Origin of the sequence: Bacillus timonensis, from assembly GCF_004799755.1 — a bacterium.
In the GTDB taxonomy this organism is placed as follows: Bacteria; Bacillota; Bacilli; order Bacillales; family Bacillaceae_L; genus Ferdinandcohnia; species Ferdinandcohnia timonensis_A.
This window is the reverse complement of the sequence record NZ_SLUB01000023.1, coordinates 1-16,628: the sequence shown is the minus strand read 5'-3', so window position 1 is coordinate 16,628 and position 16,628 is coordinate 1. Positions and strand designations below refer to the sequence as shown.

Annotated in this window: 9 protein-coding genes, 16 tRNA genes and 2 rRNA genes; all 27 read right to left on the bottom strand. The window is 38.4% G+C overall.

Annotated features, from left to right (window positions below):
• Positions 1-448: 448 nt before the first annotated feature.
• The gene (locus E1I69_RS13285; RefSeq protein WP_136380068.1) at positions 449-1,444 is read right to left on the bottom strand and encodes a LacI family DNA-binding transcriptional regulator; all 996 of its coding nucleotides are present in this window, start codon (positions 1,442-1,444) and stop codon (positions 449-451) included.
• Positions 1,445-2,085: 641 nt separating this feature from the next.
• Positions 2,086-4,401 carry a hypothetical protein gene (locus E1I69_RS13280; RefSeq protein ID WP_136380067.1) on the bottom strand — a complete coding sequence of 772 codons (2,316 nt, stop codon included), beginning with the start codon at positions 4,399-4,401 and terminating at the stop codon, positions 2,086-2,088.
• A gap of 280 nt (positions 4,402-4,681) precedes the next feature.
• Positions 4,682-6,178 carry a glycoside hydrolase family 43 protein gene (locus E1I69_RS13275; protein ID WP_136380066.1) on the bottom strand — a complete coding sequence of 499 codons (1,497 nt, stop codon included), beginning with the start codon at positions 6,176-6,178 and terminating at the stop codon, positions 4,682-4,684.
• Between the two features lie 146 nt (positions 6,179-6,324).
• Positions 6,325-7,155: a carbohydrate ABC transporter permease gene (locus tag E1I69_RS13270; protein WP_136380065.1), complete on the bottom strand. Its 831-nt coding sequence runs from the start codon at positions 7,153-7,155 to the stop codon at positions 6,325-6,327.
• A complete protein-coding gene (locus E1I69_RS13265; protein WP_136380064.1) occupies positions 7,152-8,060 on the bottom strand; it encodes a carbohydrate ABC transporter permease in 909 nt (302 codons plus the stop codon). Before E1I69_RS13265 ends, E1I69_RS13270 begins: the two co-directional genes overlap by 4 nt.
• 92 nt (positions 8,061-8,152) lie before the next feature.
• A complete protein-coding gene (locus tag E1I69_RS13260) occupies positions 8,153-9,469 on the bottom strand; it encodes an ABC transporter substrate-binding protein (RefSeq protein WP_136380063.1) in 1,317 nt (438 codons plus the stop codon).
• A gap of 81 nt (positions 9,470-9,550) precedes the next feature.
• Positions 9,551-11,866 (bottom strand): hypothetical protein, encoded by a 2,316-nt coding sequence (locus E1I69_RS13255; RefSeq protein WP_136380062.1) that lies wholly within the window; start codon positions 11,864-11,866, stop codon positions 9,551-9,553.
• An 83-nt stretch (positions 11,867-11,949) separates the two neighbouring features.
• A complete protein-coding gene (gene xylA / locus E1I69_RS13250) occupies positions 11,950-13,269 on the bottom strand; it encodes a xylose isomerase (protein ID WP_136380061.1) in 1,320 nt (439 codons plus the stop codon).
• Positions 13,270-13,935: 666 nt separating this feature from the next.
• Positions 13,936-14,220, bottom strand: coding sequence for a 5-methylcytosine restriction system specificity protein McrC (locus E1I69_RS25495; protein ID WP_431731884.1), 285 nt, complete (start codon positions 14,218-14,220; stop codon positions 13,936-13,938).
• A 310-nt stretch (positions 14,221-14,530) separates the two neighbouring features.
• Positions 14,531-14,612, bottom strand: a tRNA-Leu gene (locus E1I69_RS13240).
• A gap of 30 nt (positions 14,613-14,642) precedes the next feature.
• Positions 14,643-14,728, bottom strand: a tRNA-Leu gene (locus E1I69_RS13235).
• 37 nt (positions 14,729-14,765) lie between these two features.
• A tRNA-Cys gene (locus E1I69_RS13230) sits at positions 14,766-14,839 on the bottom strand.
• A gap of 2 nt (positions 14,840-14,841) precedes the next feature.
• Positions 14,842-14,916 (bottom strand) — tRNA-Gly (locus E1I69_RS13225).
• Positions 14,917-14,947: 31 nt separating this feature from the next.
• Positions 14,948-15,022, bottom strand: a tRNA-Gln gene (locus E1I69_RS13220).
• A 44-nt stretch (positions 15,023-15,066) separates the two neighbouring features.
• Positions 15,067-15,139 (bottom strand) — tRNA-His (locus tag E1I69_RS13215).
• Between the two features lie 11 nt (positions 15,140-15,150).
• A tRNA-Trp gene (locus tag E1I69_RS13210) sits at positions 15,151-15,224 on the bottom strand.
• Between the two features lie 30 nt (positions 15,225-15,254).
• Positions 15,255-15,339, bottom strand: a tRNA-Tyr gene (locus E1I69_RS13205).
• A gap of 14 nt (positions 15,340-15,353) precedes the next feature.
• Positions 15,354-15,429: transfer RNA gene (locus E1I69_RS13200), tRNA-Thr, on the bottom strand.
• Positions 15,430-15,436: 7 nt separating this feature from the next.
• A tRNA-Phe gene (locus tag E1I69_RS13195) sits at positions 15,437-15,512 on the bottom strand.
• Between the two features lie 15 nt (positions 15,513-15,527).
• Positions 15,528-15,603, bottom strand: a tRNA-Asp gene (locus tag E1I69_RS13190).
• 90 nt (positions 15,604-15,693) lie between these two features.
• A tRNA-Met gene (locus E1I69_RS13185) sits at positions 15,694-15,770 on the bottom strand.
• A 15-nt stretch (positions 15,771-15,785) separates the two neighbouring features.
• Positions 15,786-15,861, bottom strand: a tRNA-Val gene (locus E1I69_RS13180).
• 3 nt (positions 15,862-15,864) lie between these two features.
• A tRNA-Glu gene (locus E1I69_RS13175) sits at positions 15,865-15,939 on the bottom strand.
• Positions 15,940-15,973: 34 nt separating this feature from the next.
• A tRNA-Ser gene (locus tag E1I69_RS13170) sits at positions 15,974-16,065 on the bottom strand.
• 3 nt (positions 16,066-16,068) lie between these two features.
• Positions 16,069-16,143: transfer RNA gene (locus E1I69_RS13165), tRNA-Asn, on the bottom strand.
• Positions 16,144-16,153: 10 nt separating this feature from the next.
• A 5S ribosomal RNA gene (gene rrf, locus E1I69_RS13160) occupies positions 16,154-16,269 on the bottom strand.
• A 105-nt stretch (positions 16,270-16,374) separates the two neighbouring features.
• Positions 16,375-16,628, bottom strand: a 23S ribosomal RNA gene (locus tag E1I69_RS13155); the annotation flags it as partial.

The window sequence follows — 16,628 nt, the reverse complement described above, 5'->3', positions numbered from 1 at the left end:
TACATAATCATCTCAAGATCGCATCTCTTCTATAAAATGAAATGAATACAATGTTGATACATACAATTCCAATTCCATCTTGTTTGTGATAAACTGTTGTCATTAGACATCTGCCTTATCTCCTCTCGATACTTAGAGTTAGGATTGCGACCAAATTCTATTAAATCGAGAATAGTTTTCTGTTACCATTCTACCACTCTTATTCATCTATGCAGAGCCTATGGTATTAAGAGACGCAACAGAATTTCTGGCGATGCAGTAATAAGAACCAGTTAAATATGACCATTCAATACTCTAACAATACAAAAAAGACAGACTGATATAGCAAGCAGAAGATTTATTTAACAATCTAACTCCATTTTTTCACTTGGTAATTACATGATTTTTGTTGAAAGTTTCTTGATTTTTACTACAATACCGCCAACGAATAACTTTCATTTCAGTCTGTTTATTTTTTTCTAGTTGAATTACGTATAACAAGCTTAGATTCCAATAATAATTGACTCTTTGGCAATGGCTGATCGTTAAGTAGACTAATTAACAATTCCATTGCTGTTTCACCTATTTTTTGTTGGGGCTGTGCAACAGTTGTTAATGACGGATTAAACACGGAAGCAATTTCATTGTCATTAAATCCGACAACTGATAGATCTTCCGGTACTCTCAATCCATTAGATTTAATAGCATTAATGGCTCCTATTGCCATTTCATCTGTAGCTGCAAATATTGCATCAGGAGGATTTTCTAAACACAAGAGTTTTTGAGTTAGCACAAATCCTGTTTCATAAGAATAATCTCCTTCCCCAACTTGTATCAATTGGGGATCGTATTGTTGATATTCTTGTACAACCTGTCGATAGCCAGAGATACGATCAAGGCTGTTTTTCAAGTATAACCTTCCTGTAATATGTGCAATCCTATTATGACCTAGTTGTATTAAATATTCCGTAGCTTTACGTGCACTTCCTATATCATCAATCGATACGGTAGGTATATTAGATCCTTCAAAATAATCTCCCGCTAATACAACGGAATATTGATCTGCTAACCCTTCGATAAATTCCTTATCAGTATGAGAAGTAAATAAAATCATTCCATCCGATTTTTTTTGTCTAAGGTAATTATAGTATTCATATTCTCTCTCAGCATTAAATTGTGTGTTTCCAATCAAAACCTGATAACCATGTTTAATAGCAATATTTTCTATACCATTTAGGACGCTATGAAAATAATTTGATATTTCAGGAATAACAACAAAGATTGTTTTTGTTTTATTTGTACGAAGATAGCGCCCCAATAAGTTTGGTTGATAATTTAGTTCTTTCATTGCTTCTAAGACTTTGGTTCTACTTTCTTCTTTAACACTATCAAAATTTCTCAAGACGCGGGATACAGTCGCTGTAGATACGTTGGCACGTTTAGCAACATCTTTCATCGTAACCATGATGGTAGAACTCACAACCTTTATTAATAAATTAGTGTATTAATTATAACGATATTCAAGTTACAAATCTACAATTACTCAATAGCAAACAACTATGTGCCACACCTCTATTTTTATCAATACCTATTTATATGAATGAATTTCATAATTCTAAAAGCTTGTGACTCAAGTGGTTCAAGACATAAAAAATGGAGTACCACCCCAAATCTTGTATAATGGTTAGTAACGAATCTAAACCAAAAGACTGAGGGACTCCCTATCTCCATTATACGAAAAAATCCCGATTGGCACACCTGATAAGCTTAATTACGCTGCGTTAATGACCTCAATTTCAAATTGAATTGCGGATTTAGTGTTTCAGACACTATCCCGTCTCAAGCTTCATACTCTATGCTTATTACAATATTATGTTTTAAATGTCGTATCGCTGTTGAACGGGCTAATGCATATCTAAAGATATTATTTCCACTTAACAATGTTCGTTATCGTACTGGGAAGGTGCCAAGTTTAACTTTGGCATGGCATCTTTTAATTACAATGCTTCAAACAACTCAACAATAAACTTTATATAAAATTTAAATTCTACAGTACTTATTATTTTTTAAAATTAGCAATTTATTAAATTGATTCATATATATTTTTTAAGTTAATACTTGCTTGATGATCGAATCAAAATCCAATGTCCCATACCTTTGGTTCAAGCAGTCAAGGTTGTATAGAGCTTGACCATTAACGAAACCGTTCGTGGTATCATTGTCATCGCCCTTATTCTTTGCCACTGCTCCAGAAAAGTTTTTATAAGTTGTATCCGAAAGCCAAAGAGAAGTCATATACCCCTCACACTGAATCCCTGGCATAGCATACCCATACATATTTTGTGGCATTGAAAGACCATGGTGCATGCCTCTTGTCACGATTTTTGCCAGCACAGCTAATTTTTCATCCTTGCAATATTCTGCGATTCGTAATAAATCTGGCACAAACTCTGGAAATACACATTCTACATAACTACCTGCAGGGATGACATCACAGCCAGCCCAGCCAGTCGTCTTAAAACCATGTTTTCCTAGTAACGTGTTATTATCAAATGGTATATCCCAAAGGTATACCCAGGTTCCTAAGATTTTAGCTGCATCGTGTGCCCCTACTAACAATTCCGGATCCTTCGTCTGCTCATATACCACTAGCATCGTTCTCATAGCAAACATCACACCGGTAGCATCGATCTTCACGGATTTTTTATGGGTGGTATCATTTAAGCCTCCCATATACTTAACTTCCTCCACATAACTTCTTCTTACGAAATCGGCTGCCCGTCTTGCAGCTTCCATGTATTTGTTATCACCCGTGTACTTGTACAACTCTACAAGTACCTCTGCCGGGAAAATGGCACCGGATCCTTGCTCCAGTTCATTGGCACCGAACCATTCCGGCGGATTAGTGAGAGGCTCTCCATCCATGGAATACCCTCTGTTCCAGGACCCATTTTCATTCTGGATAGCAATCATTTTGTCACAGAATTTCACCACTGCCTTTAGCCAATCTTTGTGCTCGTATCCCTCTTCTTTCTCCTGAAGATAACACAATAACAAATAATGCATCGTATCTACCATGGAACGACAATAGTTCCCCTTCACCATTTTCAGTTCAGACGCTATTTCCATAAGGGCATTTACTACTTGATCCCCCAAATACTCTTCGAGTACCTCTCTACTTTCTGAGTATTGGAACGGGAAAAGAATTCCTGTCATCCAATAAACAAATTCTTCCTTATCAACATTATAAATCCCCTCAGGAAGACCAGATGGGGCAATGCAATGATTGACTAAGAAATCAATGGTTTTTAGGGCTCTCTCTCTATATTCTGTTGACTGAACCTCAATAGCAGCTTGTAACATATCATAACTAAGCATGGTTTGTTGGCCGCAAAATCCATATTCCAATAAGTTTTGGCTTCCATAAAGCTCCCTCGGAGAGAAATGAATGAAATACCCTGCGGGTGCACCTTTTTTATCCTTAAATTCTTTAAAACTATGATGGACTAATTCTCTTCTATACTTCTTCGCCTCTTCGAGTGAAAATGGCAATCTTACCTCATCATTCAAAATACGATCCATTTGTAGCATGGTGGTACTCCATGCAGCATCTGTAAGTGATGTTGCTTCGCCAATTTGTAAGATATAAGAAGCATGAAACGTCATACCTTCCTCGACAGCTTTGTAAGCTGCCCATTCACTTCCATCCACATTTAAGCAAAACGTGTTGCGCTCATAAAAGGGATAGTCACATCGTAAAATAAACTCTCTTGTGTCGTATTCCGATGGAGCTAAACCTAACGACCCAATATCGGTGTCATGTATAAAATGTCTTTGCTCAATCTGTTCTCTGGTGATGGACTCATCTTTGGTCGGGACATCCGCTCGTATTAACGAAATAAATACATTCGATGGTTTACTGAAACTCGTAACCGACAAGGAAGGATTTCGATCATCTTTATAATCCTGCAAAAAGGTCCCTAAATAATCATCGATCCCATCATTATCTGTATCATTTTTATTATACAATGAAGATGGAACAACAAACTGGTAATCATCAAAAGAGGAAGCATTAGCATCCTTACATCTAAAATCGGTAGTAATTCGCACAGAAGAACCTGGTTTCACTTTCTCACAAACTATGGTTCTATCAATCGAAATGAAGGCAGTGTCTACTTTCCACTTATCGGAGATCGTATATATATTCCCTTGCTGGGTATCGAGGGTTACTCTTCCAATATATCCCCCATCCACTTCTTCAATCGAGTTATATCGCAACTTCCATTTCCTTCCATTTAGATGTTGTAAGACAACCGGGTATTCTGCAACAATCTTTAAGGTTTCTTCCTTATTTTTGTTACAAAGCGATATATTTACCACATGGTGTTCATCTTGTTTAGGGAAATTTATATTGGCATACATGTTCATTCCTCCTATTATTTTTATTAAAATAGACTGCATATAGAATATTTAAAATACTTCCAGGTTGATTGATGATCTAGTGAAATATGATACTTGAATCTTCTTGTCTATCAGAAAAGGGGAGCTCTAGTTTGACAAGTATTGCACCATGACCAATTTTTCAAGCATCCTTTAATCACAAAAGGATTAAACTAATATTATCCCAAAATTTAATAGAAATTTGCCAATACTCCTATGATTTTTGGATAACCTGCATCATAATAAACTATTGTTAAACTAACTAGCTTCGATATTGGAACCAATCATAATAAGCTACCGTTCTATTTGTAGAGTAGTTATACATCCCGAAAAATACTCCTGTAAAACCACCAGCTACTTCAGTTGAGAGAAATTGCGTTTCACCTTCACCGATATACTGCCATCTTTGATTACTATTGCAATAAGAGAAAATATATTTTTCAGGTGTAGCTTGAATTCTCAACTCTACAATTAGATCTTTTATAGGGCACGAATGTTCCACAACTGTCATACTTCCAACCTGCTTTCGAAATAGAATGACATAGTTGTTTTCTACCTTTGTGAGCCCAATTGTATAGTGATATCCTTCATTCATAAAAACAGCAAGTCCTGCTTCATCTCCTTCTTGAGGATCGAATTCCATTTTCGTGGAGACATCACATTGAAAATGCTGTTGTCTACAACCGATGAATGCAGGTGTTCCAGAATCAATCAACCTAACCTCAGAGCCACTGAAAGCCAACCAACCATCCCGTTTCTTTAGAGACCAATCGACATTGTACGAATTACGGATAAAGTTCCACTTCAACCCAAGTTTAGGCTGATCGAAATGATCCACTTCTGGTTCTTCTTCCCATAAAGCAAAAGGTAATGTTTCTGCATCCATCTCCAATTCTACGACACCATTATTACCAATAATCGGCCAATCGTCATCCGTCCAACTGACAGGAGCTAAGAATGTCTCTCTGCCAAGATGATGACGATAAGGAAATCTTATAGGTCTAATTCCCAGGAAAACCGCCCACCAGGTACCATCCTGTGCTTCAATTAAATCAGCATGTCCTGTTGCATGTACTTTGTGATTTAGACTTCGATGTGACAGTATCGGATTGCCAGGATAGGATTCAAATGGACCGTATGGTGTTTTACTTCTTGCGATGGTTACCATATGCCCATATTCCGTTCCGCCTTCTGCACACATTAAATAATAGTAACCATTTATTTTATACAAATGAGGCCCTTCGGGAAAAGCCCCACCAGTACCTTCCCATATCATTTGTGTATCACTCAGCTTTTGACCTGTTTCAATATCAATCTCACATTGATAAATTGCTTTACTCTGCAAGTCACTAGTGCTAGTAAAAAAAACTTTTCCATCGTCATCAAAGAACAAAGAAGGATCAATACCTGGCTGATCCACATATATTGGGTCTGACCATTCTTCAGCCGGATTGTTCGCCCATACGTAAAAGTGTCCTCCTTGATCAATATTCGTTGTTACCATAAAAAATCGCCCATTATAAAAACGAAGGGTTGGCGCAAAAATACCGCCAGAAATAGCCGAATTGTTCAATTGCAACTGACTTTTACGAGTCAAGCAATATCCAATTTGTCTCCAATGCACTAAGTCCTTACTATGCCATATTGGCACTCCTGGAACATAAGCAAATGAACTGTTCACCAAATAATAATCTTCTCCAACCCTACATATGCTCGGATCCGGATAAAATCCCGGAATAACTGGATTTTTATATTTCATTACTCAGCACTCCTCCACCAAATAGTGTATCTTATTTGTGCGCGTCTCTTTTCTATATAACTAACTTTTAAGACAATCCTTTTGATAACTTTTTAAATACTATCGATTCATACTTGGCACTGCTTTAAAAAGCATCTCCCGCTTTTTCACCCTTTTGATGCACCAGCTGTTAAACCTTTAATGAGTCCTCTCTGAATAAATATTGTAATCAGAAGGACTGGGATAATAAAGAGAATATCGGTAGCTGCCATTTTACCCCAAAAATTAGAAAATGTGGTAACATAACCTGCTATTCCAACGGGCATTGTTTGAGAAACCTCTGTACGTGTAAGAGTCAAGGCGAAAAGGAACTCGTTCCATGCTTGCAGAAAGCTGAATATGGTAGCAACTACAATGGATGGTAGTGAAAGTGGAAGAGCAATACGAATAAATTTCCCAACACTGCCTAAGCCATCAATCTCACCAGCCTCTTCGATCTCATGGGGCAACTCCCGAAAAAATCCTTCCATGATCCAGATAATCAGTGTCAATTGTAAAGGCAAATAAGTTATGATCAAACCTAGTTTTGAATCGATCAAACCAAGTTGAATCATCATTAAGAAATATGGCACCCCCAACACGATTGGTGGAAACATTCGAACAGCTATGATCGAACCAAATAAAATGCCACTTAAACGATAGCGATACTTTGCAAATCCATAAGCGCCTGGTATTCCAATAGCAAGTGAAATCAAGGTACTTGATATTGAAACAATTAAACTATTTTTCATGAAAGCTTGGAACTGACCTTCTCTCAATACATCCGCATAATGATCAAATGTAACTGGATTTGGTATCCATTGAGGTGGTACTGAAAATATGTTTGCCTCTGTTTTCAATGAAGTAAGCACAGTCCAAAAAAACGGAAGCAGAACGAACAATGCCATAAGGAAGAGGATCACATAAGAACCTATATTACTAATTCGAAACGCTCTCATTTATTTGGCACCTCCTTTGGTCTTAATATTTTGAATAAAATGAAGCAAATGACCATAATTAAGATCATCACTAAGAAAGAAGCTGCAGCTCCCGTCCCAAAATTAAGATTTGTAAACGTATTCTTATAAATAAAGGTACTTAATACTTCTGTTGAACCCCCAGGTCCCCCATTAGTCATGATGTACACCAAATCGAACAACCTAAAGGAATCAGATAGTCGAAGTACCAATATTAGTAAAATGGTGGGTTTTAACAACGGAAGAGTAATTCTCCAAAACATTTGGAATGAGTTTGCTCCATCCAGACGTGCAGCCTCATATAAATCATCTGACAAAGCAGCCAGAGCAGCGAGTAAAACTAATATTGAAAAAGGAGCAGCTAGCCAAACATTGGCCAAAAGAACGGAAGCCCTAGCTCCCCAGACACTACCTAACCATAATGGACCTTCTATCCCAAAGCTACCTATAATATTGTTGATTACACCATATTGATCAGCAAACAGCCATCTCCATTGGAGTCCAGCAACAATCATTGAAATCATCAGTGGTAATGTGAATAGGATTCGAAATAACTTTGACCCTGGCAGGTTTCGATTCAGCACTAATGCGATTGCGAATCCTAGAACTAGCTCTATGAAAATAGTAGCTGCAACAAATCCAATCGTTTGCCATAGAGCTTCTTGAAATAATTTGGATTTCAATACATAAATATAATTTTCTAGCCCTACGAAAGGACCGGAGGTCATCATACCCTTAGATTCGAATAAGCTTATTTTAAAAGACCATATAATCGGATATAACACCGTAGCAGCCATGGTAATTAAAGCGGGGAGAGTAAACCATAAGCCGATTCTTCGCTCTGCTCGATATCGCTTGGTCGTAGACTTAATTAAGGAATCTTTCATGCCACATTTCCTCCTCAATGCGATTAATTAGCTAATTATGAATAATAATAGGATTGTCGCTACATCAAGCAGCGACAATTCTCTTTTGATATTTAATCGTTAACTATATCCTGAACATCAGCATCAGTTAATTCTAATTCTTCTTCTGGAGTACTTTGTTGGGTCATAACCCTCGATAAAGTAAACATTAGACGCTGTTGAATTTGTGGGAATTTTGGATGTGTAGTAACGTTCTGACCAAATTCAACTGCTTTAGACATGGTCTCAATTGCTTTCCTGTCTTCTTCTTCTAAGCTCTCATCACGATTCAATTCTTCAATGGCTGAGTTTCTTGAAATAGGATTAATAAATTCCTTACCAAATTCCACCATAATTTCTTTACTTGTCGACCACTTTAACCATTCAATTGCTGCTTCCTTGTTTTTAGAACTCGAAGATATTCCAAAGCCCCAACTCAATGCAGCACTTGCCTGCTTTTTACCTTTAGGCAGAGCAGCAACCTCAAATTTTCCTGCTACTTTAGATTGTGACGGATCATTTGCCATTGAGTACATGTACGGCCAGTTTATCGCCATAGCGACTTTTCCCTGTAAAAACAAATTGTGAACATCAGCATTATCATAACTTACTGCTCCTTTAGGGCTCGATTCGTCTTCGTGTTGAAGTGTTAACATGTAATTTAGCGCTTCTCTATTTTCTGGGCTATCGATAATCACTTCATCCCCTTCCATCAATCCACCACCAAACTGCAAAAAATAGTCCATTAGATGGATGGTTGGTTCCGTAGCTTGTTTACCTTCCACAACCGTCCCAAACACTTCATTAGTTGGATCATTAAGCTCCTTAGCATATTCACGGAACTCCTCCAAAGTTTCAGGTACTCCGCTTAAGCCAGCTTCTTCGAATAGGTCTGTTCTGTAGTATAAAACTGGAGTATGAACTAGGTACGGCAGAGCATAAATTTTATCATTATACTGTACAGTCTCAAGTGCCGACGGGATGAAGTCTTCAATATCTTCTTCAGCAAGCATGTCATCTAGAGGTTCTAAGAAACCTTTTTCCGCAAATTCAGAGATCCAAGGCTGGTCTGTAGTAAATATATCAATTGCACCAGTTCCGGATGCCGCCTCTGTTAAAAAGCGTGTATGCATGTTGTCAAGTGGAATATCTATGAACTCAACTTCGATACCGGTTTTTTCAATAAACTGCGGTGCAATCTCTTTATACCAATTTGCGTAAAGACTACCAGATTCTACACCAATTTTGATGACAGTGACATTTGATTTTCCACCTTCATTTTCGGAAGAGCTTCCGCTTTTACTTGAACAACCTGTAATCAAACCTCCAAAAATTAACACTGTAAATACTAGTAAAAATAATTTATGATTCAACGATAGAGTTTTAAACACGGTAAATCACCCCTCAAAATTTTTTAGTTCTTTTTTTTCCAAGGTTTTTCATAAACGTTTCATTATCGAGGATACAATATTTTATGCTAGTACTTGCTTGATGATGGAATCAAAATCAAATGTCCCATATCTCTGTTTCAAACTGTCAAGATTGTATAGCGCTTGGCCGTTAACAAGACCGTTCGTAGTATCATTATCATCACCCTTATTCTTTGCCACTGCCCCAGAAAAGTTTTTATGAGTTGTATCCGAAAGCCAGAGAGAAGTCATATACCCCTCACACTGAATCCCTGGCATAGCATATCCATACATATTTTGTGGCATCGAAAGACCATGGTGCATGCCTCTCGTCACGATTTTTGCCAGCACAGCTAATCTTTCATCCTTGCAATATTCGGCGATTCGTAATAGATCTGGCACAAACTCTGCAAATTCGCAATCTACATAACTTCCTGCAGGGATGACATCACATCCTGCCCATCCGGTCGACTTAAATCCGTGCTTTCCAAGTAAGGTGGACTCATCAATAGGAATGTCCCAAAGATAGGTCCAGGTTCCTAAAATTTTAGCTGCTTGATGTGCCCCTGCTAATAATTCCGGCTCTTTCGTCTGTTCATATACGACAAGCATGGTTCTCATCGCAAACATCACACCTACGGCGTCAATCTTCACAGACTTTTTATGAGTAGTGTCATTTAAGCCACCTAAATACTTTACTTCCTCTACATAACTTCTTTTTACGAACTCAGCTGCTCTTCTCGCTGCTTCCAGATACTTACTATCCCCCGTATACTTGTATAACTCTACGAGTACCTCTGATGGGAAAATGGCACCGGATCCTTGCTCCAGTTCATTGGCACCGAACCATTCTGGCGGATTAGTGAGAGGCTCTCCACTCATGGAATACCCTCTATTCCAGGACCCATTTTCATTCTGTATAGCAATCATTTTGTCACAGAATTTCACCACTGCTTGTAGCCAATCTTTGTGCTCGTATCCTTCTTCTTTCTCCTGAAGATAACACAATAACAAATAATGCATCGTATCTACCATGGAGCGACAATAGTTCCCCTCCACTTTTTTCAATTCTGAAGCCACTTCCATTAGGGCACTTACCACTTGCTCCCCCAAAAACTCTTCGAGTTCCTCTCTATTCTCTGAATACTGGAACGGATAAAGAATTCCTGTCATCCAATACACAAATTCTTCCTTATCGACATTATACATTCCCTCAGGAAGACCAGATGGGGCAATGCAATGATTGACTAAGAAATCAATGGTTTTTAGAGCTCTCTCTCTATATTCTGTTGACTGAACCTCTTTAGCAGCTTGTAACATATCATAACTAAGCATGGTTTGTTGACCACAAAATCCATATTCCAATAAGTTTTGGCTTCCATAATGCTCCCTCGGAGAGAAGTGAATGAAATACCCTGCTGGTGTTCCTTTCTTATCCTTGAATTCTCTAAAACTATGATGCACTAATTCTCTTCTATACTTTTTCGCCTCTTCGAGAGAAAATGGCAATTTTACCTCATCATTCAAAATACGATCCATTTGTAAAAGGGTTGTATTCCATGCTGCATCTGTCAGCGATGCCGCCTCGCCAATTTGAATGATATAAGAGGCGTGAATCGTGGTGCCTTTCTCTACTGCTTTGTAAGCCGCCCATTCACTCCGATCAACATTCAAGCAAAATGTATTGCGCTCATAAAAGGGATAGTCACATCGTAAAATAAACTCTTTTGTGTCGTATTCCGATGGTGCTAAACCTAGCGATCCTATATCGGTATCATGAATAAAATGTCTTTGCTCAATCTGTTCTCTAGTGATAGACTCATCTTTGGTCGGAACATCAGCTCGGATCAAAGAAACAAATTTATTTGATTGTTTACTAAAACTTGTAATTGACAAAGAAGGATTTCGATCATCCTTATAATCTTGTATAAAGGTCCCTAAATAATCATCCACTCCATCATTATCCGTATCATTTTTATTATACAAAGAGGCCGGAACAACAAATTGGTAATCATCAAACGAGGAAGCATTAGAATCTTTACATCTAAAATCCGTATTAAAACGCACAGCGGAATGAGGTTTCGCTTCTTCACAAACTATGTTTCTATCAATAGAGATGATGGTAGCGTTTACTTTCCACTTATCGGTGATCGTATATATATTCCCCTGCTGCGTATCGAGGGCTGTTCGTCCAATATATCCTCCATCCACTTCTTCTATCGATTTATATCGCACCTTCCACTTCCTGCCATTCAGATGTTGTAAGACAATCGGATAATCCGCAACAATCTTTAAGGCTTCTTCCTTATTTTTGATACAAAGCGATATACTTACTCCATAATGTTCATCCTGTTTAGGAAACTCAATATTGATATCCATCTCAAATCCTCCTTATATTTTGATTAATTGAATAAATAGACTGTATATAAGCTCATTGAAATAATGTCTGGTAAGTTTGTTTATTATTTAAACAAGATGCTATTAATAATACCTTCTAAATACTCTTGTTTACCAGAGCCAGGAAATTCTGGTTTACCCAGCCGCGCAGCATATTCTGACAATTCTTCTAGCGTGGTTTCACCACGGCGCACTTTTGCTCCAAGTCCTACTTCAAAAGAACTGTAACGTTCTTTAACAAATGAGTCAATACGACCATCTTCAATTATTTCAGCTGCTTTAATTAAACCAAGTGCAAAAGTATCCATTCCTAGTATATAACCCATAAACATATCTTCAAATGTGTAACTTGCCCGACGGTTTTTTGCATCGAAATTAATACCACCATATTTTAGGCCACCAGCTTTAAGTAATTCGTACATGCACATGGTAGTTTCATATACGTTGGATGGAAAATGATCAGTATCCCACCCTACTAAATAATCCCCTTGATTAGCATCAATGGTACCAAGCATCCCATTTATTGCGCTAACGCGTAATTCATGTTGGAACGTATGCCCAGCGAGCGTTGCATGATTAGCTTCAATGTTTAATTTGAAATCTTTATCTAGTCCATGCTGACGAAGAAAGTTAATTGCCGTATTTGCATCATAATCATACAAATGTTTCATCGGTTCCTGTGGCTTAGGTTCTATAAAAAAATCACCATTAAAACCAATGCTCCTGCCATATTTGACAGCCATTTTCATCAACTGCGCGATATTTTCTTGTTCAAATTTAATATCTGTATTAAGCAATGTATCGTAGCCTTCTCGACCACCCCAGAACACATAACCAGTTCCACCCAGCTTAACAGTTAATTCCAATGCTTTTTTAACCTGCGCTGCCGCAAAACTATATACATCCAAAGAGTTTGTACTTCCTGCACCGTTCATAAAGCGTGGGTTTTTGAACATATTTGCAGTACCCCACAGACACTTTATTCCAGTTTGCTTCATTTTTTCTTTGATATAATCTGTAACTTCATCTAGTCTTTTATTAGTTTCAACAATATTTTCCGATTCTGGTACAAGATCCACATCATGAAAACAAAAATAGCGTATACCAAGCTTGTCCATAAATTCAAACCCAGCGTCAACTTTAGCTTTTGCATGTTCCATTGTTTCAGGGGTAGATTGAAAAGACTTGTCTGCAGTACCAACACCAAACATATCAGCACCTGTACCACAAAGATTATGCCACCAGGCCATAGAAAACTTCAGATGTTCTCGCATTGGTTTCCCAAGGACAATGCGCTCAGAATCATAATAACGAAATGCAAACATATTTTTCGTACTGCTTCCCTCAAACTTAATCTCAGGGATATTCTTAAAAATTTCAGTCATCTATTATTCATCCTTTCATTTTTTAGCCTCAAATATAAGTAATCGATTACTTTTTTTATGTAGAGAATCATTTTATATAATTAATTTATCAAGGGTTAGTCCACCAAATCCTACCTAATAAAGTAATCGATTACTTTTTATGACAATCCTCCTTAACATTTGAAGCTTGTTAAATATTTATTTATAGATATATTAACCTATTAAAGGAATTTCTGTCAATAGTGTTTATGTAATCGTTTTCTATTTTTTTAATACTATTAATAACTTGCTGAAACCATTGATATTATTGAAGATGCATAACCATAGAAAATACGTTTACTGAAATTAGAAGAAATAGTAGTTCTAGATATCTATTGTGATGATAGAACTAATTTTGACAAAATATAGTACATAAACTTTCATCATATTTTCCTTTGTGTTTGAACCGTTGGAAAAAGATGAATGCGATGGTTAAGTATTCGGTGTTTTCTAGTACCTGTTTTACTTCGTTAATTTGCATATTGTTCTCCTATCCCCTTTTCATTTATATAAAATAGAGGAACAACACTAACCTACTGTTCCGCTCCCATAATCCAATCAAATTCCCCTTTTAAGACGATATCAGGTATCAACCGAAACTTTTTAGGCTGTTCAAATAAATAATGTGATTTATCCTGTGTTTTTACGTTATAGGTAGAACCTTATTCCTTTTTTTATGTACGTAGCAATATACGCCGCTTCAAATACCTTTTCCTTTGGGAACAGTTTTCCTACAAATATAGTAAAGCTTTCATTTAACAGAAACAATTTACAGCATTTCAGAATCAATTTATACTCTATCATGCTTCGATCCATTTTGATACTTTCAAAATCCCTTTGGTAATTAAAGAGTTGAATTTTTTGTACACGATAGTCATGAACCTTACTCGTTCTTTGATTACATTTGGGACACCGGTGTACTTTTCCTTCCATTTCAACATTGGTAAGGATAGCCCCTTTTAATCCAGGAAAAATCATGGTAAAATCATGGTAAAATCCATATTGCACGCAACTCCATTCTTTACACTTGTTTCTAGTCAATTCAAGTATAAAAGAATGAAGAGTTTGCGTGTATTTTTATGCACACAAATTTTTTCTAAACCCCAACAAATATTATAGAGCCAAATTTTTACTAATCCCCAACAAATATTATTGAGCCAAGAAAAAAGCTCATAAACCCTTACAAATCAAGGTTTACGAGCTTATCAATTATTATCTATCGTAACTAAAATTAACTTAATGATACCGGTGGTCGGGGTCGAACCGACACTCCAGAAGGAACACGATTTTGAGTCGTGCGCGTCTGCCAATTCCGCCACACCGGCATATATAGAAAGAAAAAAGACATCTGAAGATGCCGAGGACCGGAATCGAACCGGTACGGTAGTCACCTACCGCAGGATTTTAAGTCCTGTGCGTCTGCCAGTTCCGCCACCCCGGCAATATATAAAAAAGCACTTACATACAGTTTAAATTAATGGAGGCGGCAACCGGATTCGAACCGGTGGTAAAGGTTTTGCAGACCTCTGCCTTACCACTTGGCTATGCCGCCACTGGAGCGGAAGACGGGATTCGAACCCGCGACCCCCACCTTGGCAAGGTGGTGTTCTACCACTGAACTACTTCCGCATATTAACATTATAAGATCTAATAAAGAAAATGGCTGGGCTAGCAGGATTCGAACCTACGAATGACGGAGTCAAAGTCCGTTGCCTTACCGCTTGGCTATAGCCCAATAAAGAAGCTACAAATCAAAAAAACTTTGTTAGAAAACAAAGGGGCGGCTGATGGGAATCGAACCCACGAATGTCGGAACCACAATCCGATGCGTTAACCACTTCGCCACAGCCGCCATAATTAAATTGGCAGGGGTAGTAGGAATCGAACCCACACCAAAGGTTTTGGAGACCTTCGTTCTACCTTTAAACTATACCCCTACACTATAAATGGTACAATTAATTTTAAAATGGTGGAGGGGGACGGATTCGAACCGCCGAACCCGGAGGGAGCGGATTTACAGTCCGCCGCGTTTAGCCACTTCGCTACCCCTCCACTAAATTAAAAAATGGTGCCGGCTAGAGGACTTGAACCCCCAACCTACTGATTACAAGTCAGTTGCTCTACCAATTGAGCTAAACCGGCATAAATATGGTGGCTCAGGACGGAATCGAACCGCCGACACAAGGATTTTCAGTCCTTTGCTCTACCGACTGAGCTACTGAGCCACATATGTATTATAATGGCGGTCCCGACCGGGATCGAACCGGCGATCTCCTGCGTGACAGGCAGGCATGTTAACCGCTACACCACGGGACCATTTATTAAATATTTCGTCTTTTGTTTCAAGACAAATATTATCTTACTATATCTTTTTAATCTAGTCAACAACTTTTTTAGTTGTTTTTTTGGTTGCGGGGGCAGGATTTGAACCTACGACCTTCGGGTTATGAGCCCGACGAGCTACCAGACTGCTCCACCCCGCGATAATCATATTCATATGGTGGAGGATGACGGGATCGAACCGCCGACCCCCTGCTTGTAAGGCAGGTGCTCTCCCAGCTGAGCTAATCCTCCAAATGGTGACCCGTACGGGATTCGAACCCGTGTTACCGCCGTGAAAGGGCGGTGTCTTAACCGCTTGACCAACGGGCCAACTTGCCTTTTTGAAACATATATTTAAAAGTAATGGCGGAGAGCAAGGGATTTGAACCCTTGAGACAGTGTTGACCGCCTACACGATTTCCAATCGTGCTCCTTCGACCACTCGGACAGCTCTCCAAATGGCTCCGCAGGTAGGATTCGAACCTACGACCGATCGGTTAACAGCCGATAGCTCTACCACTGAGCTACTGCGGAATGTTACAAAACCTAGCGACGTCCTACTCTCACAGGGACAAAGTCCCAACTACCATCGGCGCTGAGAAGCTTAACTTCCGTGTTCGGTATGGGAACGGGTGTGACCTTCTCGCCATCGTCACTAGATAAAGTAAAGACAAGTATTATTATACTATCTTTAAAAGATAATTCAAGAAGAAATTTTCATTCCTTCAAAACTAGATAACGTTTCTACATTCTTTAGAAGTAATTTTGGTTAAGTCCTCGATCGATTAGTATCAGTCAGCTGCACATGTCACCATGCTTCCACCTCTGACCTATCAACCTCGTCATCTTCGAGGGATCTTACTAGTTTAACACTATGGGAAATCTCATCTTGAGGGGGGCTTCATGCTTAGATGCTTTCAGCACTTATCCCTTCCACACATAGCTACCCAGCTATGCCCTTGGCAGGACAACTGGTACACCAGCGGTGTGTCCATCCCGGTCCTCTCGTACTAAGGACA

Excerpts from the sequence above, each read along its gene's own strand:
- E1I69_RS13255 (WP_136380062.1), bottom strand. The coding sequence starts at position 11,866 with ATGGATATCAATATTGAGTTTCCTAAACAGGATGAACATTATGGAGTA.
- xylA (WP_136380061.1), bottom strand. The coding sequence starts at position 13,269 with ATGACTGAAATTTTTAAGAATATCCCTGAGATTAAGTTTGAGGGAAGC.
- E1I69_RS13270 (WP_136380065.1), bottom strand. The coding sequence starts at position 7,155 with ATGAGAGCGTTTCGAATTAGTAATATAGGTTCTTATGTGATCCTCTTC.
- E1I69_RS13280 (WP_136380067.1), bottom strand. The coding sequence starts at position 4,401 with ATGTATGCCAATATAAATTTCCCTAAACAAGATGAACACCATGTGGTA.
- E1I69_RS13265 (WP_136380064.1), bottom strand. The coding sequence starts at position 8,060 with ATGAAAGATTCCTTAATTAAGTCTACGACCAAGCGATATCGAGCAGAG.
- E1I69_RS25495 (WP_431731884.1), bottom strand. The coding sequence starts at position 14,220 with ATGGAAGGAAAAGTACACCGGTGTCCCAAATGTAATCAAAGAACGAGT.
- E1I69_RS13285 (WP_136380068.1), bottom strand. The coding sequence starts at position 1,444 with ATGGTTACGATGAAAGATGTTGCTAAACGTGCCAACGTATCTACAGCG.
- E1I69_RS13275 (WP_136380066.1), bottom strand. The coding sequence starts at position 6,178 with ATGAAATATAAAAATCCAGTTATTCCGGGATTTTATCCGGATCCGAGC.